The 20508-nt window shown below is 73.8% G+C and carries 21 protein-coding genes; 14 read left to right on the top strand and 7 right to left on the bottom strand.

Annotation, left to right across the window (positions count from 1 at the left end; translation table 11 throughout):
• The first annotated feature begins 26 nt into the window (after positions 1–26).
• The 12 genes from ACZ7GX_RS02800 (at position 27) to ACZ7GX_RS02745 (ending at position 12267) form a co-directional block, all read left to right on the top strand.
• A complete protein-coding gene (locus ACZ7GX_RS02800) occupies positions 27–557 on the top strand; it encodes a CGNR zinc finger domain-containing protein (RefSeq protein ID WP_498772128.1) in 531 nt (176 codons plus the stop codon).
• A gap of 142 nt (positions 558–699) precedes the next feature.
• On the top strand, positions 700–1956 hold the full coding sequence (locus ACZ7GX_RS02795; protein ID WP_498772126.1) for an ATP-grasp domain-containing protein: 1257 nt from the start codon (positions 700–702) through the stop codon (positions 1954–1956).
• A gap of 151 nt (positions 1957–2107) precedes the next feature.
• Positions 2108–2944 carry a Rossmann-like domain-containing protein gene (locus tag ACZ7GX_RS02790; RefSeq protein WP_498772124.1) on the top strand — a complete coding sequence of 279 codons (837 nt, stop codon included), beginning with the start codon at positions 2108–2110 and terminating at the stop codon, positions 2942–2944.
• A complete protein-coding gene (locus ACZ7GX_RS02785) occupies positions 2941–3999 on the top strand; it encodes a PLP-dependent cysteine synthase family protein (protein ID WP_498772122.1) in 1059 nt (352 codons plus the stop codon). Before ACZ7GX_RS02790 ends, ACZ7GX_RS02785 begins: the two co-directional genes overlap by 4 nt.
• Entirely contained in the window at positions 3996–5027 is a 1032-nt protein-coding gene (locus tag ACZ7GX_RS02780) for a dipeptide epimerase (RefSeq protein WP_498772120.1), read from the top strand. Before ACZ7GX_RS02785 ends, ACZ7GX_RS02780 begins: the two co-directional genes overlap by 4 nt.
• Positions 5024–6205, top strand: a complete 1182-nt coding sequence (locus tag ACZ7GX_RS02775) for an MFS transporter (RefSeq protein ID WP_498772118.1) — start codon at positions 5024–5026, stop codon at positions 6203–6205. Before ACZ7GX_RS02780 ends, ACZ7GX_RS02775 begins: the two co-directional genes overlap by 4 nt.
• Positions 6202–6996 carry a class I SAM-dependent methyltransferase gene (locus ACZ7GX_RS02770; RefSeq protein ID WP_498772114.1) on the top strand — a complete coding sequence of 265 codons (795 nt, stop codon included), beginning with the start codon at positions 6202–6204 and terminating at the stop codon, positions 6994–6996. The genes ACZ7GX_RS02775 and ACZ7GX_RS02770 overlap by 4 nt, the downstream gene beginning before the upstream one ends.
• Before the next feature lie 10 nt (positions 6997–7006).
• The gene (locus ACZ7GX_RS02765; protein ID WP_498772112.1) at positions 7007–8542 is read left to right on the top strand and encodes an ABC transporter substrate-binding protein; all 1536 of its coding nucleotides are present in this window, start codon (positions 7007–7009) and stop codon (positions 8540–8542) included.
• Positions 8539–9483 carry an ABC transporter permease gene (locus ACZ7GX_RS02760; protein ID WP_498772110.1) on the top strand — a complete coding sequence of 315 codons (945 nt, stop codon included), beginning with the start codon at positions 8539–8541 and terminating at the stop codon, positions 9481–9483. The genes ACZ7GX_RS02765 and ACZ7GX_RS02760 overlap by 4 nt, the downstream gene beginning before the upstream one ends.
• Complete coding sequence (locus ACZ7GX_RS02755) at positions 9480–10250, top strand: ABC transporter permease (RefSeq protein WP_498772108.1); 771 nt, start codon at positions 9480–9482, stop codon at positions 10248–10250. The genes ACZ7GX_RS02760 and ACZ7GX_RS02755 overlap by 4 nt, the downstream gene beginning before the upstream one ends.
• Positions 10247–11719 (top strand): ABC transporter ATP-binding protein, encoded by a 1473-nt coding sequence (locus ACZ7GX_RS02750; RefSeq protein WP_498772106.1) that lies wholly within the window; start codon positions 10247–10249, stop codon positions 11717–11719. Before ACZ7GX_RS02755 ends, ACZ7GX_RS02750 begins: the two co-directional genes overlap by 4 nt.
• Positions 11716–12267 (top strand): GNAT family N-acetyltransferase, encoded by a 552-nt coding sequence (locus ACZ7GX_RS02745; protein WP_498772104.1) that lies wholly within the window; start codon positions 11716–11718, stop codon positions 12265–12267. The genes ACZ7GX_RS02750 and ACZ7GX_RS02745 overlap by 4 nt, the downstream gene beginning before the upstream one ends.
• Before the next feature lie 6 nt (positions 12268–12273).
• Here ACZ7GX_RS02745 and ACZ7GX_RS02740 read toward each other — a convergent pair whose 3' ends face one another.
• A complete protein-coding gene (locus ACZ7GX_RS02740; protein ID WP_498772102.1) occupies positions 12274–13125 on the bottom strand; it encodes an SDR family oxidoreductase in 852 nt (283 codons plus the stop codon).
• A 265-nt stretch (positions 13126–13390) separates the two neighbouring features.
• Here ACZ7GX_RS02740 and ACZ7GX_RS02735 point away from each other — a divergent pair, with 265 nt between their 5' ends.
• Positions 13391–14614 carry a pectate lyase gene (locus ACZ7GX_RS02735; RefSeq protein WP_498772100.1) on the top strand — a complete coding sequence of 408 codons (1224 nt, stop codon included), beginning with the start codon at positions 13391–13393 and terminating at the stop codon, positions 14612–14614.
• Positions 14615–14668: 54 nt separating this feature from the next.
• Here ACZ7GX_RS02735 and ACZ7GX_RS02730 read toward each other — a convergent pair whose 3' ends face one another.
• The 6 genes from ACZ7GX_RS02730 to ACZ7GX_RS02705 form a co-directional block, all read right to left on the bottom strand.
• Positions 14669–15916, bottom strand: coding sequence for a hypothetical protein (locus ACZ7GX_RS02730; protein WP_498772098.1), 1248 nt, complete (start codon positions 15914–15916; stop codon positions 14669–14671).
• On the bottom strand, positions 15913–16419 hold the full coding sequence (locus ACZ7GX_RS02725; protein WP_498772096.1) for a SigE family RNA polymerase sigma factor: 507 nt from the start codon (positions 16417–16419) through the stop codon (positions 15913–15915). Before ACZ7GX_RS02725 ends, ACZ7GX_RS02730 begins: the two co-directional genes overlap by 4 nt.
• Positions 16420–16552: 133 nt before the next feature.
• Positions 16553–17650 (bottom strand): CU044_5270 family protein, encoded by a 1098-nt coding sequence (locus ACZ7GX_RS02720; RefSeq protein WP_498772094.1) that lies wholly within the window; start codon positions 17648–17650, stop codon positions 16553–16555.
• Positions 17643–18233: an RNA polymerase sigma factor gene (locus tag ACZ7GX_RS02715; RefSeq protein WP_498772092.1), complete on the bottom strand. Its 591-nt coding sequence runs from the start codon at positions 18231–18233 to the stop codon at positions 17643–17645. The genes ACZ7GX_RS02720 and ACZ7GX_RS02715 overlap by 8 nt, the downstream gene beginning before the upstream one ends.
• 102 nt (positions 18234–18335) lie before the next feature.
• Complete coding sequence (locus tag ACZ7GX_RS02710) at positions 18336–18515, bottom strand: dihydrofolate reductase family protein (protein ID WP_498772090.1); 180 nt, start codon at positions 18513–18515, stop codon at positions 18336–18338.
• Between the two features lie 153 nt (positions 18516–18668).
• Positions 18669–19721, bottom strand: a complete 1053-nt coding sequence (locus ACZ7GX_RS02705; protein WP_498772088.1) for a Kelch repeat-containing protein — start codon at positions 19719–19721, stop codon at positions 18669–18671.
• Between the two features lie 91 nt (positions 19722–19812).
• On the opposite strand from ACZ7GX_RS02705, the gene ACZ7GX_RS02700 reads away from it, so the two are divergent.
• Positions 19813–20508: a TetR/AcrR family transcriptional regulator gene (locus tag ACZ7GX_RS02700; protein WP_498772086.1), complete on the top strand. Its 696-nt coding sequence runs from the start codon at positions 19813–19815 to the stop codon at positions 20506–20508.

Below are 20508 nucleotides of genomic sequence, written 5' to 3'. Positions count from 1 at the left end.
ATGGACCTCGGGAGTAATCTGTCAACATGCTTTTCACCCATGACACGACCGCGTCGCTCGTCGCCGCGGTCGCCTTGGTGAACTCGGCCGAGGAGCCGGACACGATGACCGACCAGGCGCAGCTGGACGCGTTCTTCGCCGAGCACGGCTACACCGGCTCGCGCGCGCACGACGCGGCGGAACTGGAGGCGGTGCGAGCGCTGCGCGGCTCGTTGCGGCGACTCCTGACCAGCGACCGCGACACCGCCGCCGGGATCGTGAACGACATCCTGGCCACGCACCGGGCCGTGCCGCGGCTCGTGCGGCACGACGGTTTCGACTACCATCTGCACGCCACCGACCCCGCGACGCCGCTGGCCGACCGGATCGCCGTCGAGACGGCCATGGCGATGGTCGACGTGATCCGCGCCGACGAGCTGAGCCGCCTCTCCGTCTGCGCGGACGAGACGTGCGGCGGGCTCGTGCTCGACCTGTCGCGCAACCGCTCGCGCCGCTATTGCAGCACGACGTGCGGGAACCGGATCGCCGTCGCGGCTTATCGCGCCCGCCGGAACTGAGACCTTTTCGCACTTCGACCTAGAAGGAGAGCACTAGGCGAATCCAGTGAGCCACATCACTCGATTGGCGGCCTCGCCACCGGACTGATAATGATTACCATTCCCTCAGTCCCGGTCCGACGCCCCCTTCGGAGGAGCACGCGTGGCGCACTTGTTGATGATCGAGAGCTGGGTCGGCGCGATGAGTTCGTTGCTGCCACGGGCGATCCACGAGTCCGGCCACCGGTTCACCTTCCTCACCCGCGACCTCCAGCACTACCTGCGCGCCGCGCCCGCACACCCGCACCCGTTGCTGGCGGCGGACAACGTGCTCACCGCCGAGACCAACGACGTGCCGTCACTGCTGTCCTATGTGGAGCGGCTGCACGGGGTGCTGGCGTTCGACGGCGTGATCTCCTCCTGCGACTACTACCTCTCCACCGTCGCCACCGTGGCCGCGCACCTCGGCCTGCCCGGCGCGGACCCGAAGGCCGTGGAACGCGCCTACCGCAAGGACCTCACCCGGGCGACCACCTCCGCGGCGGGCGTGCCCGGTCCCCGGTTCGCGCTGACGCGGGACTGGCCCGCGACCGCGAAGGCCGCCGCCGAGCTGGGCTACCCGCTGGTGGTCAAGCCGGTCGACCTGTGCGCGGGGATGCACGTGCGCGAGGTGGGCGACGAGACCGCGCTCCGCGAGGCGTACCTGGCGCTGGAAGCGTTCCCGGTCAACGCGCGGGGTCAGGAGCGGGTGCCGACCGTGCTGCTGGAGGAGTTGCTGGTCGGCCCCGAGGTGAGCGTGGAGACGGTGACCGCGGCCGGCACGACCTACGTGATCGGGGTGACCGACAAGAGCCTGGCCGGGCGGCCGTGGTTCGTGGAGAGCGGCCACATGTTCCCGGCCGCGCTGAGCGAGGTCGACCGGGACGCCGCCGTGGACACCGCCGTGAGCGCGATCGACGCGCTGGGCCTGGACCACGCGGTCGCGCACACCGAGGTCAAGCTGACCGCCGACGGCCCCCGGCTGATCGAGGTCAACCCGCGCCCGGCCGGCAACCGGATCACGGAGCTGGTGCGCCGCGTGACCGGGGTCGACCTGCCGTCGGTGTTCGCCGAACTCGCCGTCGGCCGCCAGCCCGACCTGCGGGCCCGGGAGACCGGCGTGCGCAGCGCGGCCGTCTCGTTCCTGCTGCCGCCGCGGGCGGGCGTGGTGGCGGGGATCGACGGTGCGGAGGCCCTGGCCGCGAACCCGGAGGTGGTCGACTGGGCCGCGAAGCCCGCCGGCCACCGCGCCGGCGAGCCGACCAGCAACAACAGCTACCTGGGGCACGTCATGGTCACCTCCCCCGACACCGACGCCCGGGCTCGCGCCGAACGCGTCGTCGGCACGCTGGACGTCCGCTACGCGGAGGACATCGCGTGACCGGGCAGGCAGACCGAGTCCCCGGCCGCCGCCACACGACCGGACACCGGGCAGCCGCGCGAGCAGGCCGGGTCACCAGCAGTCCCGACCTCCGACACCCCGCCGGACACCGCGCAACCGCCCGACCCGACCGGACGCCGGGAGGAGTGGCGTGACGGCGCAGGCAGACCGGCGTCCCCTGTCAGGCGTCACCGAACTGGTCGCGCTGGCGCGAGCGGGCGCGGTGGGGCCCGACCCGGCCGACTGCCGGGTCAGCGTCGCGTTCACCACGAGGCAGGGCGCGCGGCACGTGTCGCGTGGCCAGGTGTACCGCAACACCGTGGTCAGCGTCCGGGTCGGTGACGCGGTCGGCTCGTGCGCGGTCGAGCCCGAGGGCGCGGACGACGCCGCGGTGACGGACTGCGTCGGCGAGACCGTCGCCGACCTGCTCGCCCACCCCGACACCGCGATCCGCACGGCGGTGCTGGACGCGTACCTCATGCACGCGCACCCGCACCACCTCTCCGCCGCGCGGCACGTCGTGATCGGCGCCGGCGACTCGCTCACCAAGTCCATGGCCCGCGCCTCGGCGGTGGTCGACCTGCTGGACGCCGCGCCGGGACAACGCGTGCTGGTCGTCGGCGTGGTGAACTCGCTGCTGCACCACCTGCGCGCCCGCGGCGTCGAGTACGTGCCGTGCGACCTCAAAGGCGGTCGCACCGAGTGGGACGAGCCGATCGTGACCGACGCGCTCGCCGCCGTCGCCGACTGCGACCTGGTGCTGGCCTCCGGCATGACGGTCGGCAACGGCAGCTTCGAACCGCTGCTGCGCGCGACCGCCGCCACCGACCGGCCGCTGGTGGTGTTCGCCCAGACGGCGAGCGCGATCGTGCCGTGGTTCCTCGGCTCGGGCGTCACGGCGGTGTCGGCGGAGCCGTTCCCGTTCTTCTGGCTGCACGGCGGCCCGACCACGGTGCACCACTACACCGCCCCGGGACGGGCCCGGTGACCGTGCGACGCAACCCCCACCTGTTCGACCTGCTCGGCAACACCCCGGTCGCCCGCATCGACACGCCGCTGCCCCACCGGCACGGCGGGTTCTGGGCGAAGCTGGAGTGCCTGAGCGCGGGCGGGATGAAGGCCCGGTCGGCGGTCGCGATGCTGTTAGCCGCACGGGAGCGCGGCGAGCTGCGCCCCGGCGCGGTGGTCGTGGAGTCGACCAGCGGCACGCTCGGCCTCGGGTTGGCGTTCGCCGGCCAGGCGCTGGGCCACCCGGTCGTGCTGGTGGTCGACCACGAGCTGGAGCCGTCGATGCGCGCCCTGCTGCGCGCGCACGGCGCGCGGCTGGAGGTCGTGGACCGGCCGCACCCCACCGGCGGCTGGCAGCAGGCCAGGCTGGACCGGCTGCACGCCGTGCTGCGCGGGCTGCCCGGCGCGTACTGGCCCGACCAGTACAACAACCCCGACAACCCCGCCGGGTACGCGGGCCTGGCGCGGGAGCTCGCGGCCCAGCTCGACCACGCGGACGTGCTGGTGTGCAGCGTCGGCACGGGCGGGCACAGCGCCGGCGTCGTCACGGCCCTGCGCCGGCACTGGCCGGACGTGCGGCTGATCGGCGTGGACACGGTCGGCTCGACCATCTTCGGCCAACCCGCCCGGCAACGGGTCATGCGCGGGCTCGGCAGCAGCATCCACCCCCGCAACGTCGCCTACGAGGAGTTCGACGAGGTGCACTGGCTCGGTCCGGTCGAGGTGGTCGACGCGTGCCGCCGACTGGCGCGGGACTGCTTCGTCACCGGCGGCTGGAGCACGGGCGCGGTCGCCCTGGTGTCGGCGTGGGTGGCGCGCGTCGAGCCGGGCGCGACCGTGGCGACGATCTTCCCGGACGGCCCGCACCGCTACCTCGGCACCATCTTCGACGACGACTTCTGCCGGTCACGGGGCCTGCTGGGCACGCCGGAGGACCGGCCGGTCGAGATCGCGGACACCGGCGAGGTCGAGGTCACGAGCTGGGCCCGGTGCCGGTCGGTCTACGCGCCCAAGGCCGTCGGGGTGCCGGCGTGAAGCTCGACTGGACGGTCTACGGGCTGGAGCTGCGGTCGCCGTTGCGCATCTCGCGGTCGGTGATGGCGCGTCGTGACGCCGTGCGCGTGGTCGTCGAGTGGGACGGGGTCCGCGGCCACGGAGAGGTCGTCACCAGCCAGTACTACGGGCTGGACGTGGAGCGGATCACCGGTCTGCTGCACGCCTTGGCGCCGGTGGTCGACTCGTGCGCCGACCCCGACGAGCTGCGTGGGCGCTTGCCCGAGCTGCCGCCGGGCGTGCTCGCCGCCGTGGACGCCGCGCTGTGGGACCTGACGGCGTTGCGCGCCGGGGTGCCGGTGCACGCCTCGGTCGGCGTTCCACAGTGGACGGACGTGCCGACGGCCCGCACGATCGGCATCGTCGCGCCGGACGACGCCGCCGCCGAAGCCGCCGCGCTGGCCGCGCGGGGGTTCACCGTGCTGAAGGTCAAGGTCGGCTCGGCGGACGACGTCGCCAGGGTCTCGGCCGTCCGGTCCGCCGCGCCCGAGGTCCGCCTCATCCTCGACCCGAACGGCGGCTGGACGGCCGAGGAGACCGTGCGGGTGGTCGACCAGCTCACCGGTGTCGACGCGGTGGAGCAGCCGCTCGCGCCCGGCCGGTGGGACGAGCTGGCGTGGCTGCGCGAGCGGTGCGCGGTGCCGTTGATCGCGGACGAGGACGCCGCCACCGTCGCCGACGTGCGGGCGCTGACGGGTCTGGTCGACGGGGTGAACGTCAAGCTGGCCAAGTGCGGCGGGATCACCGCGGCCCGGGAGGTCGTCGACGTCGCGCGTGGCTGCGGCCTGGACGTGATGCTCGGCTGCCTGGTCGCCAGCTCGCTGGGCATCGCGCCCGCCGTGCACCTGACCGGCTACGCGCGGTGGGTCGACCTGGACGGCCACCTGCTGCTGGCCGACGACCCGTGGACCGGCATCGGCGGCGAGGACGGCACCCTGCGCCTGGCGGGCGTGCCCGGTCTCGGCGTGGCGCCCGCCACCACCGCATCGGGCGGGGTCGTGCGCCGATGAGGCGGTTCCCGCTGTCCGTGCGCCTGCTGCTGGTCAACCAGTTCGGCGTGAACACCGGCTTCTACCTGCTGATCCCCTACCTCGCCACGCACCTCGGCGACCTCGGCCTGTCGGTCGCGGCCATCGGCGCCGTGCTCGGCGTGCGGACGTTGAGCCAGCAGGGGCTGTTCCTGTTCGGCGGCTCGGCGGCCGACCGGCTCGGGCCCCGCCGGGTCATCATCGCGGGCTGCGCGGTCCGGGCCGTGGGGTTCGGGCTGTTCGCGGCGGGCGAGTCGGTGGCGGTGCTGCTGGCCGCCTCGGTCCTCAGCGGACTGGCCGGCGCGTTGTTCAACCCGGCCGTGCGCGCGTACATCGCCGACGAGTCGTCCGACCGGGCGGGCGCGTTCGCCCTGTTCAACGTCTACGGGCAGGCGGGCGCGCTGACCGGGCCGCTGCTGGGCGGCCTGCTGATGCTGTGGGACTTCCGCGTCGCGGCACTGGTGGCGGCCGGGATCTTCGCCGCGCTGACGGTCGCGCAGGCCGTCGTGCTGCCCGACCGGCAGGCGGCGCCGCACCGGGGCACGGTGCTCGACGACTGGCGCGAGTGCCTGTCGGACCGGCGGTTCCTGGCGTTCACCGGCGCGCTCACCGGCATGTTCGTGCTGCAGAACCAGCTGTACCTGGTGCTGCCGCTGGAGGCGCGGCGGCTGTCCGGCTCGTCGTTCGCCGTCGCGGCGCTGTTCCTGGTGTCCACCCTGGCCACGCTGCTGTTCCAGGTGCGCATCACGCGTGCGCTGGACCGGCTCGCGCGCGGTCGGGCCATCGCGCTCGGGCTCGCCGTGATGGGGCTGGGTTTCGTCGCCACGGCGGTGAGCCACGTCGGCCCGCTCGGCGGCATCACGCCCGTGCTGGTCGCCGCGCTGCTGCTGTCGGTGGGCGTGATGATCGCGCACCCGTTCGTCTACGAGCTGATCCCCGCGTTCGGCCGCACCGGTCTGGCCGGCACGTACTTCGGCGTGTTCTACCTGGTCTCCGGCCTGGCCGCGGCCCTGGGCAACGCGGCGATCGGCTGGGTGTTCGGCCGGTCGGCCCCGGTGGCGTCGCTGCTCTGCGTCGGCGTCGGGCTCGGGTGCGCGGCGGCCGTGGCCTGGCTGCACCGCCGTGGCGCGCTCACCGTGAAACGAGAGGTGGCCCGATGAGCGAGAACCTGCTGACCGACAACCCCGGTCTCTACGAACGGCAGTTCCCCGATCCGGACCACGTCGCCGCCCGCTTCGCGCACGACGTGGTGACCAGGTTCGGCGGGGGGCGCACCCTGCTGGACGTCGGCTGCGGCACCGGCCGCGACGCGGGCCACCTGGCCGGGCTCGGCTACGAGGTGGTCGGGCTGGACAGCTCCGAGCGCATGGTCCAGCACGCCCGCGCGCACCACCCGGCGGTCGGGTTCGTGCTCGGCGACATGCGGTCGTTCGCGCTCGGCCGGCGCTTCGACGTGATCACGTGCCTGGACAGCGCGCTGCTGTACTGCCACACGAACGCCGACCTGGACGAGTTCCTGCGCCGCTGCCGCGACCACCTCGAACCGGGCGGCCTGCTGGTGGCGGAGATGCGCAACGGCGCGTTCTTCCTGGGCAACACCGAACTGCTCGACGGCGTCCGCACCCGCACGGTCGTCTGGGAAGGCGTCTCCTACACCTCCCACACGAGGCTCTGGATCGACCACGCCGCCCAGCTGCTGCGCCGCCGCCGCGAGTGGTGGTGGCCCGGCGCGCAGCCGCTCGTGCAGCGCTCGGCGTGGCGGCTGCTGTTCCCGCAGGAGCTGCGGCACTTCCTCGACCACGCCGGTTTCGACGTGCTCGCCCTGTTCGACGCGCCGGGGCCGCGCACCGAGCCACCGTGGGCGCCCGACGAACCGGGGACGGCCGACGTCGAGTTGAGCGAAGCCCTGTCCGGAGACCGCCTGCACCTCGTCGCGCGCCTGCGCCACTGAAAGGAACGACATGCACCCCCTCAACCGCCGCGGTTTCCTCGGCCTCACCGCCGGCCTCTCGGTCGCCGCCCTCACCGGGTGCGGCGCCGCCGAACCGACCTCCTCCGCGTCCACCCCGCGCGACGGCGGTCGGCTGCGCGCAGCGTTCGCGGGCGCCGGCGCCAAGGAGGTGCTGGACCCGCACCTGGCGAACCTGTTCGTGGAGGCCGCCCGGTCCAAGGCGCTGTACGACAAGCTCGCCGACCTCGGCCCGGACGTCTCCGCGCAGCCCAGACTCGCCGAGAAGTGGGAGCCGGACGCCGGCCTGACCCGCTGGCGGATCACGTTGCGGCAGGCCGCCTTCCACAACGGGCAGCCGGTGCGCGCGGAGGACGTGCTGGCCAGCTACGCCCGCATCCTCGACCCCGCCCGCGCGTTCCGGGCCAAGTCCAGCCTCGCGTTGATCGACCTGCCCAACAGCCGCGCGGTGGACGAGCGGACGGTGGAGTTCGCGCTGAAGCGGCCGTTCGTGGAGTTCCCGAACGTGCTGGCGGCGTTCGGCGCGTACATCGTGCCCGCCGGCACGGAGGACTTCACCACGCCCGTCGGCTCGGGGCCGTTCCGCTTCGTGTCGTTCGAGCCGGGCAAGTCGGTGCTGCTCAAGCGGCACGCCGAGTACTGGGAGGGCGCGCCCCACCTGGACGAGCTGGAGTTCGTGATCGCCAACGAGGAGTCCGCGCGGACGAACGCGCTGCTCGGCGGCCAGGTCGAGTACGCGCACGACCTCACCCCGACCACCGCGCGCAGCCACGCGGCCGGGGACCGGATGGCGATCCACCGCGCGCCCAACAGCGCCGTGCAGGCCTTCGCGATGAAGCTGGACCGGCCGCCGTTCGACAACCGGGACCTGCGCGAGGCGATGTTCCTGCTGGCCGACCGGGCGCAGCTGGTCGAGTCGGTGCTCGCGGGCTCCGGGCAGGTGGGCAACGACCTGTTCGGCAAGGGCTACCAGCACTACGCCGACGACATCCCGCAGCGCACGCGCGACCTGGACAAGGCGAAGTTCCTGATCCGCCGCGCGGGCGCCGAGGGCCTCACGGTCAAGCTGGACACGTCCACCGCCGCGGCCGGGATGGTCGAGGCCGCCACGGTGTTCGCCGACCAGGTCAAGGGTTCGGGGCTGACCATCGAGGTGGTCACCGGCAACAAGGACAGCTACTGGTCCGACACGCTCAAGAACGGCTCGCTGTCGAGCTTCCGCTCCGGCGCGATGCCGATCGAGACCCACGTCGCGCAACGCCTGCTGAGCGGTTCGGGCACGAACGTGACCAAGTGGGCCCGGCCCGAGTTCGACGCGCTGTACGACCAGGCTGTGTCCACTGTGGACGCCGGGCGGCGCGGCGAGGTGTACCGGGAGATGCAGCGCTCCCTGCACGCCGAGGGCGGCTACCTGATGTGGGGCTTCGCGGACTGGATCGTCGGCGCCGCGCCGAAGGTGGGCGGCATCTCCACCGCGCCCGCGAACACGCTCGACTGGGCGCGGTTCGACAAGGTGTGGCTGGGATGAGCCTGCGCCGGTACGCGGCCCGGCGGCTGGCCATCGGCCTGGTCCAGGTGCTCGCCGTCGTCACCGCGGTGTTCCTGCTGGTGCAGGCGTTGCCGGGGGACGCGGCGGTGGCGTTGGCGGGCGACAACCCGGATCCCCAGCGGATCGCGCAGATCCGCGCCGCGATGGGGTTGGACCGGCCGCCGCTTCCGCGGTTCGGCGACTGGCTCCGGGGGTTGGCGCGGGGCGACTTCGGCGTGTCGCTGATCTCCGGTCGGCCGGTGGCGGAGTTCCTGCACGACGGGCTGGGTCCGACGCTCGTGCTGGCCGTGCTCGCCCTGGTGCTGCTGGTCCCGCTGGCCGTGCTGCTGGGCGTGCTGGCGGCGTTGCGCGAGGGCGGGCCGGTGGACCGGGTGGTCACGACGGTGACCGTGGGCCTGCACTCGATCCCGGAGTTCGCGCTGGCCGTCGTGCTGATCGCGTTGTTCGGGGTGCAGTTGCGGTGGCTGCCGCCCACGGCGGTGGGCGCGGACCTGCTCGGGCAGCCCGCCGTGCTGGTGCTGCCGCTGGTGGTGCTCGTCGCGCGGCCGTTGTGCTCGATCAGCCGGCTCGTGCGCGCCGGCATGATCGACGCGCTGGCGTCCGACTACGTCCGGCACGCGCGGCGGCTGGGCATCGGGGTGACGCGGGTCCGGTTCGCGCACGCGCTGCCGACCGCGCTGGCGCCCGCCGTGCAGCAGGTGGCGCGGACCACCGACTGGCTGCTCGGCGGCGTGATCGTGGTCGAGGCGGTGTTCGTCGTCCCCGGTCTCGGCACGATCCTGGTGGACGCGGTCGCGGGCCGCGACCTGCCGGTGGTGCAAGGGCTGGCGGTGGTGTTCGCGGTGACCACGGTGGTGGTGAACCTGGTCGCGGACCTGCTCGTGTTCCGGCTCGCGCCGCGATCGGTGGCGATCGCGTGAGGGGCGTCGGCTGGTTGCTCGTGCTGGTGCCGCTGGCACTGGCGCTGGTGGGCCCGTTGTTCGTGCCGGCCGAGCTGACGCGGGGCGCGCCGTTCGCGGAGAACTCGTCGCTGGGCACCGACTTCGTCGGCCGGGACGTGTGGCACCAGGTGCTCGCGGGCGGGCAGACGGTGGTGCTGGTGGCGTTGCTGGCGACGGTGTTCTCGTACGTGCTCGGCGTGCCGTGGGGCGTCCTCGCCGCGATGACCCGCCTGCGGATCGTGGACGAGGTGCTGATGCGGCCCTTGGACCTGCTGCTCGCGGTGCCGTCGTTGCTGGTGCTGATCCTGGTGGCGGCGATCGCCGGGCCGGGGCTGGTGGTGCTCGTCGGCGTGGTGGCGCTGGTCAACTTCCCGGACGTGGCGCGGATCTCGCGGGCCGCTGCGCTGGAGATCGCCGGCCGGCCCGCGCTGGAGGCGATGCGGTTGCAGGGCGAGGCGTGGTGGCGGACGTCCATCGTCTACACGGGACGATCGATGCTGCGGACCCTGGCCGCCGACCTGGGCGTGCGGCTGACCGGCGCGCTGTACCTGGTCGCGTCGGCCAGCTTCCTGGGCGTCGGCGTCGCGCCGGACGCCGCCGACTGGGCCGTCATGGTCGACCGCAACCGGGTGGGGCTGTTCCTGCAGCCGTGGGCGGTGGTCGTGCCCGCGTTGCTGATCGTGGCGTTGTCGGTGGGGTTGAACCTGGTGTTCGACCGGGCGTTGCGGGCGGAGGCGCGGACGTGACGGCGGTGGTGCACGTGGAGGGCCTGCGCGCGGTGGCCGGGTCGCGCGCGTTGGTCGACGGTGTCAGTTTCGCGCTGTCGGCGGGGCAGGTGGTGGCGCTGGTCGGCGCGTCCGGCAGCGGCAAGACCACCACGGGGTTGGCGCTGCTCGGCGAGCACGCGCCGGGGGTGTCGGTGAGCGGGCGGATCACGGTGACCGGGCGGATCGGGTTCGTGCCGCAGCAGCCGTCCGCGGCGCTGAACCCGGTGCGGCGGCTCGGTGGCGTGTTCCGGGAGATCGCCGCCCTGCACCCCGGTGATCGCGACACGTTGATCGCCGACGCGCTGCGCCGCGCCCGCGTGCCGGTGGAGCTGCTGCGCCGGTACCCGCACGAGCTGTCGGGCGGCCAGCAGCAACGGGTGGTGCTGGCGCAGGCGCTGGTCGGCGACCCGGCGGTGCTGGTCGCGGACGAGCCGACCACCGGGCAGGACCCGATCACCCGGGCCGAGGTGGTCGACGAGCTGTCGTCGGTCGTGGCGCAGGGCGTGGCGCTGGTGCTGCTCACGCACGACCTGGACGTGGTGCGGGCGTTGGCGGACGAGGTCGTGGTGCTGCGGGCGGGCCAGGTCGTGGAGGCGGGGCCGGTGGCCGACGTGCTCGACCGGCCGCGGACGGCCTACACCGCCGAGCTGGTCGCGGCGCAGCCCCGGGTCACCGTGCCCGCCGAACGGCCGGTCGAGCCGGTTCGGCTGGAGGCGCGGGCGCTGACGGCGCGGCACCGTGCCACGACCGTGCTGCACGACGTGGACGTGCGGGTGGGCGCGGGCGAGTGCCTCGCCGTCGTGGGGCGCTCCGGGAGCGGCAAGACCACGCTGGCCCGGTGCGTCGCCGGGCTGCACGCCGGGTTCACCGGTGACGTGCTGCTGGACGGGCGTCCGCTGCCCCGGTCGTTGCGCCGCCGGTCACGGGCGCAGTTGGCCGCGGTGCAGTACGTGTTCCAGGACGCCCGTGCGTCGTTCGACGCCTACCGGACCGTGCTGGACCAGGTCAGCCGGACCGCGGTGCGGCTCGGTGGCGTCGCCGACCCGCGTGCGGCGGCGTTGGCGGAACTGGCGGCCGTGGGGCTGGACGAGGCGACCGTGACCCGCCGGCCGTCCGGGCTGTCCGGCGGCGAGCTGCAACGCGCGGCGCTGGTGCGGGCGCTGCTGGCCCGGCCTGACGTGCTGGTGTGCGACGAGATCACCTCCGGCCTCGACACCCTGACCCAGGCGAGCCTGCTCGACCAGCTCGCCGCGCTGACCTGCACCGTCGTGCTGATCAGCCACGACCTGGCCGTCGTCGCGCGGCTGGCCGACCGCGTCGCCGTGCTGCACCGCGGGCACGTCGTCGAGCACGGGCCGGCGGGCGACGTCCTGGGCTCCCCCACCCACCCGGTGACCATCGGCCTGCTGGGCCGCTCGATGGAAGGAACAGAGGAGAGGAAGACATGACCTTGTACCACCGCGAAGTAGGGCCTTACGAGGTCCGCCTGGCTTCGCCGACCGACGTGGACGGCGCGCGCAGCGTCATGCTGGACACGTTCTACCAGGAGTTCGGCTACGGCTACCGGCCCGAGTGGCACGGTGACGTGGTCGACCTCGACGGCGCGTACCTGCGGCCCGACCGGCACGCGTTGTTCGTCGCGGTCAAGGGCGACGAGGTGGTGGGTACGACCGGCGTGCGCGCCACGGCGCCGGCCAGCCCGCCGCACCCCGCCTGGCTGGCCGCCCGCTACCCGGACGGCAGCACGGCGCAGTTGTTCCGCGTGTACGTGCGGCCGGAGCACCGCCGGTGCGGGCTGGCGCGCGCGTTGGTCGACATGGCCACCGCGTTCGTCGCGGGGACGCCGGGCTACGAGCGGCTGTACCTGCACACCGACACCCGGATCGCGGGTGCCGAGCCGTTCTGGCGCTCGGTGGCCGAGGAGGTGCACGACGCGCGTGACGGCGACCCGATTAGCTTCCAGACCGTCCACTTCGAGATCCCGCTGGCCCGCTGAGCCCGCTCACCCGTCACGTCGTCGGTGGAGCAGGTCCGCCAACGACGTGGCGGGGTGGCCGGTGAGGGTGGGCACGGCGTCGCCGACCTCGGACAGCTCGCCGCTGGCGACGGCGGTGTAGGTGGAGACCCAGGCGTCGAGCTGCCAGTCGGGCGCTCCGTACCCGGCACGCGAGCGATAGGCCTCGTCGACCGTCTCCGGGTGGTAGGTGATCGTCCGGCCGGTGGCTGCCGACAGCACGTCGGCGATCTCGTGGAAGGTGAGCGCCGCCGGACCCGTGAGGTCGTAAGTGCGGCCCGCGTGGGCGTCGGGGTCGGTGAGCACGGCGGTCGCGGCGTCGGCGACGTCGTCCCGCGCGACGGCGGCCAGGCGACCGTTCCCGGCGGGACCGCGCAGCACGTCGTCGTCCCCGACCATGGCGGGCAGGTAGTCGGCGTAGAGGTTGTCCCGCAGGAACGTGAAGTCCAGCCCACTGGCTTCGACGTGCCGTTCGGTGGCCCAGTGGTCGCGGGCGAGGGTGAAGGTGGCGTTCGGCGCGGCGCCCACGAACGAGAGGTAGACGAGGTGGGCGACCCCGGCCGCCGCCGCGGCGTCGACGAAGGCGCGGTGCTGGTCCACCCGGTCGGGTGATTCCGAAGCCGAGACCATGAGGACGGTCGGGATGCCGTCGAGGGCCCGGCGAACGGCGTCGTGGTCGGCGAACCCGGCTTTCGCCACGGTCGCCGCGGGCACCTTGGGCGCGCGGGCGGGGTCGCGGACGAGCAGCAGCTGGGCGTGCCCTGCTTCCGCGAGGCGGCGGGCGACGCGGCCACCGACGTGCCCGGTGGCGCCCGTGACGGCGATCGGGGGCTGGGCCATGGGTCTCCTCTCGGCGGTCGGCGCACCCCAGGCTCCCACGGACGGGCGCGCCGGACCTGCTCGACGTTGCCCGGTTCGCGCGCTGGCGACGCGCCCGTGCGTCCCATGAACGCGATCGCCATTCGACGACAATTCGCGAATTCGTCGAAACATCGCCTGTACGCGGACCTATTCACGTGCATGAACTTCCTACACAAATGTGACCGCGCAGGGTTACCCTTCCTGGGAGCGCTCCCAGAATGCCCTGCTCGCAAGGAGGCGACGCATGAACACGGTTACTGGCACGCGCAGAAGAAAGCTGACCGGTCGATTCGCGGCGATCACGGCCGCGGCTTCGGTGACGGCGATGGCCGCGGCGATGGTGGTGGCCGGCGGCCAGAGCGCCTACGCGGCCGTCGGGTGCCGCGTCGACTACACCGTCACGAACCAGTGGGGCGGCGGGTTCGGCGCGAACGTCACGATCACCAACCTGGGTGACGCCCTGTCGAGCTGGAGCCTGGAGTGGACCTTCGCCGCCGGCCAGCGCGTCGACCAGCTGTGGGGCGGCGAGTTCAGCCAGTCGGGCAGCACGGTGACCGTCCGCAACGCGAGCTACAACGGCTCCCTGGCCACCGGCGCGAGCACGACGCCCGGCTTCAACGGCTCGTGGTCCGGCTCGAACCCCGCGCCGACCTCGTTCAAGCTCAACGGGGTGACGTGCACCGGCTCGCCGACCAGCACGTCCGTCTCCCCCTCCACCTCGCCCTCGACCACCAGCCGGACCACCACCACCACCACCACCACCACCACCACCACCAACCCCGGTGGCGGCGGTGACGGCAGCGGCCCCTGGCCCACCGACACGGGCAGCGTGCACACCCCGACCACCCGCAACGCCGGCACGTTCTTCGACGGCGGCATGAAGCGGTACTACGGCATCGGTGACGGCGGCCAGGGCGAGAGCCAGGACCCGATGTTCGTGGTGGCCAACGGCGGCACCATCCAGAACGTGATCATCGACGCCCCGGCGGGCGACGGCATCCACTGCGAGGGTTCCTGCACCATCCGCAACGTCTGGTGGAACGACGTGGGCGAGGACGCCGCGACGTTCAAGTCCTCCAGCTCCTCGGCGCAGTACCTGGTCGACGGCGGCGGCGCGAAGTCGGGCGCGGACAAGGTGTTCCAGCACAACGGCGCGGGCACCGTGACCATCCGCAACTTCCAGGTGCACAGCAGCGGCAAGCTCTACCGCGCCTGCGGCAACTGCTCGACGTCCTACCAGCGCCACGTGGTCATGGACGGCGTCACGGCGCGGTCGACGAAGGTCCTCGCGGGCATCAACACCAACTGGGGCGACACCGCCCGCTTCTCCCGCATCACCGTCTACGGCAGCACGGTGATCTGCGAGAAGTACCAGGGCGTGCCGAAGGGCTCCGAGCCGAAGAAGATCGGTGAGGGCGCGGACGGCAAGAACTGCTTCTACTCGCCGTCCGACATCACCCAGCGGTAGCGGCACCGGCGGTGCGGGCGCGGCCACCCCTCGACGACGCGCCCGCACCACCGGTCACCAGTGCAGGTCCGGCAGTTCCGCGATCCGGACCAGGTCCGCCTCCCCCAGCGGCGGGGTCGGGCGCGTCGGTGCGTCGGACGCCCCGCCGGTCTGCGCGGCGTTGGAGGTCTGGACGCTGACCCACGTGCCGTCCGCCGCCTGCGCGGTCAGCGACAGCCTGGTCACGCCCCCTTCCACCACGGTCTCCAACGCCGCCTTGCGGCCATCCGAGAGGTCGACCAGGCGGCACGCGGCACGACCGGCGCAGCCCACCTCGCCGCCGCCGGGCTTCTCCAGGTTCACCATCAGCCAGCCGCTGCCGGCGGCGTCGGTCAGGTTGGCGATCGCGCGGTAGGCGCCCTGCCTGATGCCGAACTTCAACGCCTCCTCGGCGGGAGTCCGCTCGGGCCTCAAACCGGGTGGGAGGGCGCCCGCCAGCACCGGGTCGAGCTCGGCCGCGCGGCGGTCCGAAGGCGCGGGGGGCACCGGACGGCCCACCCACTGCACCTTGAGCTGCGGCGCGGTGGCGATGGCGGTCAGGCGGTCGTCGTCGAGCACCCTCGTCTTGGAGCCCTGTCCGCCGGTCTCCATGACGCGCACGTACGTGCCGTCGGTGCGCCACACCTCGACGGTGGCCATCGTCACCTCGGCCGTCGACAACACGTCGACCTTCGCCGTCGCCCCGTCCGGCAGCTGCTCGATCGCGCACCGGACCTCCGACGTGGGCGCCCCCGACAGCGTGCACTCCCCCGGCGGCTGGCCGCCGAGCGGCCTGACGTAGACGATGACCGTCCGGTCGCCGGTCAGCACGAAGTTGCCGCCCCAGCTGTCCGCGATGGCGCAGAGCCGCAGCGGTGTCGCCTCGACCCCCGCCGGCAACGGCAGCGCGAACCGCGCGAACGCCTCGGTGAGGCGACCGGACTCGGCCAGTTCCGCCGGCGTCGCCGAACCGCGCGGCTGGTCGGGGAAGCCGCCCGTCATCCGCTCCGCCGCGCATCCCGGAGTCGTCACGACCGCCGACGTCGCGCTCGTCGTCGGCGACGTCGACAGCACGCCGGCGGGCGGGGCCGAGGCCTGCCCGAACGTCCCGCTCACCGCGACCGCGACCACCGCCACGACACCCGCCGCCGCGGCGGTCAGCGCGCCGTACCGCCGACGTGCCCGCCGCCTGCGCCCGTCCTCGACCACCTGCTCGAACGCCAGGCCCAACGCGGGCTCGTCCGCCAACGCCGACCTGATCATGTCCCGCACCTCGTCGCTCACGAGCCCTCCCACAGCACGGTCCGCTTGGTCGCCAACGCCCGGCGCAGGGCGCCCAGCCCCTTGGCGACCTGGCTCTTCACCGTTCCCTCGCTGCAGCCCAGCGCCGCCGCGGTCTCCGCGACCGGCAGGTCCTCCCAGTACCGCAGCACGACCGCGGCCCGCTGCCTGGGCGGCAGCGCGGCCAACGCCCGCCGCACGTCCAGGGCCTCCTCGAGCCCCGTCGACGCCTCGGCCACCTCCGGCACGGCCTCGACCACCGTCTCCGGCCGCCGTCCCCGCCACCGCGACTCGTCGATCACGGCCCGCACGAGCACCTTGCGCACGTACGCGTCGACCCGTCCCTCCCGGTCCAACCGCCCCCAGTGCACGTAGACCTTGGCCAGCGCCGTCTGCGCCAGGTCCTCGGCCCGGTGCCAATCGCCGCACAACAAGAAGGCGGTCCGCCGCACGACAGCCGCCCGTGCCTCGAAGTACGCCCGGAACTCGCGGTCCCGATCGTGCACGTGACACCTCCTCCACTCGGTCACCCCCTATACGGCGTCCGCACGCGGCCCGTTGCCCGTAACTTTGCGTGAGCACGCCGAAGGGCCCGCGCGCCGTCGAGCGCACGGGCCCCCGAACCGCCGGGCTCCCCGATCAGCCGGCGGGCTCGACCCCGATGGCGTCCACCACCGCCGTCGTCACCGCGGTGAACTCCAGCACGGTCCCGGCCTCGAAGTCGTCCACGTCGTCGGTCGCGACCTGCCGCTCGCCGATGAACCGGCCGGTCTCCGGGTCGATGATGATGTCCCGGCGCCGGTCGTCGTCCTCGACGCCCAACGCGATGCCGACCCGACCGCCCAGGTTGGCCTGCTCCTCGGTCACCTCCAGGCCGTCGATCCTGGTCAACGCCCGGTAGATCGCGGCACGCACGTCCTTGTCGACCAGCCCGCTGCGCAACGCGTCGGCGGCGTAGGCGAACAGCGCGGCGTCACCCCGGCCGTCCGGCACGTCGGCCCGCAGCCGCTCGAACAGCGCGTCCGGATCGGTCGGCAGGCCCGCCTGCCACTCGGCGGTCGGGTTCTGCCAGGAACCGCCGTCCTGGCACTTCGACTCGCCGAAGAAGTCGCCGCACGGCGCGCGCCACTCCCCCTCGGGCCAGCCGCGCCGGTCGGGCAAGCCGCGCCGGCCGGCCACGCCAGCCGCCTCCGCCTCCGCCCGCGTGCCGATGACCCACTGCTCGTTGCCGGTCGCGTCCCGGCGCAGCATCCACTCGTCGCTCGGGTTCGCGGGCACCCACGTCTCCATCAGGTGCTCCGTGAGCCAGGCGAAGCCCTTGCCCTCGACCGAGGTCGTGCCCATCCACCAGGCGTGCGTCGCGACGTAGCGGTACTGACCGGGCCCGACGGGCTCGTCCACGGCGCCGATCGTCGTGGAGGCCGCCTGGTCGAGCGTCCGCACGGCCTCGGCGGTCGCCGGCGCGGGACCGCCGAACGACACGGTCTGCGCGACCAGGGCCCCGGCCACCAGCACCACGACCACCGCCGCGGCGGCCAACCAGCGCCCGGTGCTCCTCCGTGGTCGGCGCTCCGGTGTCGTGGTCACGCCCTCCTCCTCCTGCTCGATGTCCGCGAGCAACGCCGCCCTGGTCCGGACGAGCACCGGCTCGTCCGCGCGGACGTGGGCGTTCAAGGCGTCCAGCGCGGAGTCCAGTTCGTCCTCGGTCCACAGGCGGCGGACGTCGTCGTCACTCATCGCCGCTCCTCGTGTGCTCGGTGTTCGACGCGTGGGCCCGCAGCCGCTGCCGCACGCGGTGCAGCCGGGAGCGGACCGTGCCGACGGGGATGCCGAGCGCCTCGGCGACCTCGTTCGAGTCGAGGCCCGCCCAGCTGGTCAGCAGCAGCACGTCCCGGTCGCCCTCGTCCAGCCCGACCAGCGCGCCGGCCAGCAGCCTGGCCCGCGACGAGGCGTCCACCCGGTCGGCCACCCGGTTCCCGTGGTCCTCGGCGCCCGAGGCCGACCCGGCCGCCCGCGCCGCCGCGCGCAGCCCGCGCACCTCCTGCCGCACGTGCCTGCGCAGCAGGTTCGTGGCGATGCCGTAGAGCCAGGAACGCGCCGTGCCGCGGCCCGGGTCGTACCCGGTGCGGGTCTGGAACGCGATCAGGAACGTCTCGCCGACCAGGTCGTCGGCCAGGTCGCCGACGCGGCGGGCCAGGTACCGGTGCAGCGGCCGGGCGTGCCGGTCGAACAGCTGCCCGAAGAGCCGCGACGGGTGCGGTCCGGCCAGGTCCGGCCGGTCGTCGGCGGCCGCGGCCCCGCCGCCCGCGTGCTCGGTCATGATCCTCACACCAGGTGTTGCCCGCAGCGCGCCGCCACGTTCACGCCGTGCCGGTCGGTCACGCCGCACGGTACGGCGTCCGGGGACGTCTCCGGGGCGCGATCAGGGGCGTCCGCAGTGCAGCGCGGTGATGCCGCAGTCGAACGCGCGGGCCTCCACCAGCCGGAACCGCCGTCGGGCGGCGGTGTCGCCGAACACCGGCAGGCCCGTGCCGATCGCGGTCGGGTCGACGAACAGGTGCAGTTCGTCCAGCAGGTCCTCGGCGAGCTCGCGGCCGAGCACGATGCGGTCGACCGGTCCGGTCAGCGCGCCGACGTGGGGTGAGGTCCTCGGTCCACGGGGAGGTGAGCCAGTCCGTCTCCCCGCCCGGACCGGCCACCACCCCGTTCCGACACCGACGACCGGGAACCGCGCGCGACGGCCGTCGCCTCCGGCTCAGCGGGCGCCGGGGCGGTAGGCGTCGTTCACGGCCACCGGGCCGGCGCCGCTCGTGGTGCCACCACCCGGGACGTAGATCGTGCCGTCCACCGCGACGGCGGCGGTGCCGTGGCGGGGTACCGGCATCGGCGCCAGGCGCTGCCAGCGGTCGCGGGCCACGTCGTACACCTCGTGGTCGGGGAAGACGCCGTGCGCGCCCGGCGCGTGGTTGCCCTCGCCGCCGAACGCGTGGATCCGGCCGCCGACGACGGCGGTCGCGATGCCGCCCCGGGCGGTCGGCATGGGCGCGCGCTCGGTCCAGCGCCGGGTGCGCAGGTCGAGCGCGTACACGCTGTCCCGGACGTTCACCTGGCCCCGGTCACGTCCGCCGAGCACGTAGAACGTCGCACCGAGGATCGCGCCGCCGACGTGGTCACGGGCCTCGGGCAGGCTCGGCAACGACTCCCAGCGACCGGTGACGACGTCGTAGGACGACACGGTGTCCACCGTGTCCTGCAACCCGCCGGGTCCGGGCGTCAACGTCCGCATGCCGCCGGCGAGGTAGATCTTCGTCCCCCGCACGCCCACGGCGGCGCTGCCGCGTTCGGCGCCGGCGGGCATCGGCGGCAGTTCGGTCCACCGGTCCGCGCGCGGGTCGTAGACGTAGCTGTCGGGCAACGCCTGCCACGACGCGCCGCCGGTCAGCCCGCCCACGACGTAGAGCCGACCGCCCACCGCCGCCACGTTCGGGTGGTTCATCGCCACCGGCAGGGGCGCGGCCGTCGACCAGCGGTCGGTGCGCGGGTCGTAGACCTCGACCTTGTCGGTGGTCACGACCCCGCCGCCGGCGTTCGGGAGGATGCCGCCGATGACGTAGACCCGGCCGTCGAGCGCGGCGACGCTGTGCTCCTGCCGCGGCCCGCTCGCGATCGGCGCCAACGGCTGCCAGCCGTGGCCGTACCCGGTCGTCGGCGGCGTGCCGCCGGGGGATGTCCCGGGTCCGGGATGGGCGTGGGCCGCAGGGGCGACCAGCAGCGCCACGCCCGCGGCCAGGGCGGTCCATCGTCGCATCGCGACCTCCACTTGCACGTCGTTACACCATCTCTATATCGACGTTAGACGAGTTCTATAACGGTGACAAGTGTGGGTATAGTCCGGTTACATGAGCGAGGGGCAGCAGGCGCGGGAGCGCATCCTGGCCGCGGCGGCGACCCTGGTCGGCAAGGTCGGCATCGAGGGCACGTCGATCCGCGACGTGTGCACGCGCGCGGGCGTCACGCCGCCGACCGTCTACCACTACTTCGGCGACAAGCGCGGTCTGCTCGACGCCGTGGTCGCCGACGGGTTCGAGCGCTACCTCGCGGAGAAGCGCAGGCGTCGCCCGTCTCCCGACCCGGTCGAGGACCTGCGCCGCGGCTGGCACGGGCACGTGGAGTTCGGGCTGCGCAACCCCGCGTTCTACGGGCTGATGTACGGCGGCGTGCGGGCCGGTCGGCACCCGGCGGCGCTGGAGGGCGAGCGGATCCTCCGCCGGATCGTCGAGCGGATCGCCGAGGCCGGCCTGGTGCGCGTCACGGTGGACGAGGCCGTGCAGACCGTCCACGCCGCCACCGTCGGCACCACGATCCTGCTGATCGGCGACCCCGACGCGCCGGGCGCCGCAGGGCTGTCCGAGCGCAACCTCGAAGCCGTGCTCGACGCGGTGCTGATCACCCGGCCCGACGCCGACCGCACCGGCCTGCCCGCCGAGGCCGAGAAGCTGGTCGCGCTCGTCGCGCGGACCCCGGATGCCCCGCTCACCCCCGGCGAGCGGGGCATCCTGCTGGAACTGCTGGCGAAGCTCGCCCGGACCGGGTGA

It is taken from the genome of Actinosynnema sp. NPDC037264, assembly GCF_055603705.1.
Note: the sequence above shows the minus strand (reverse complement) of the source record. Positions and strands in the feature narration are given on the sequence as shown.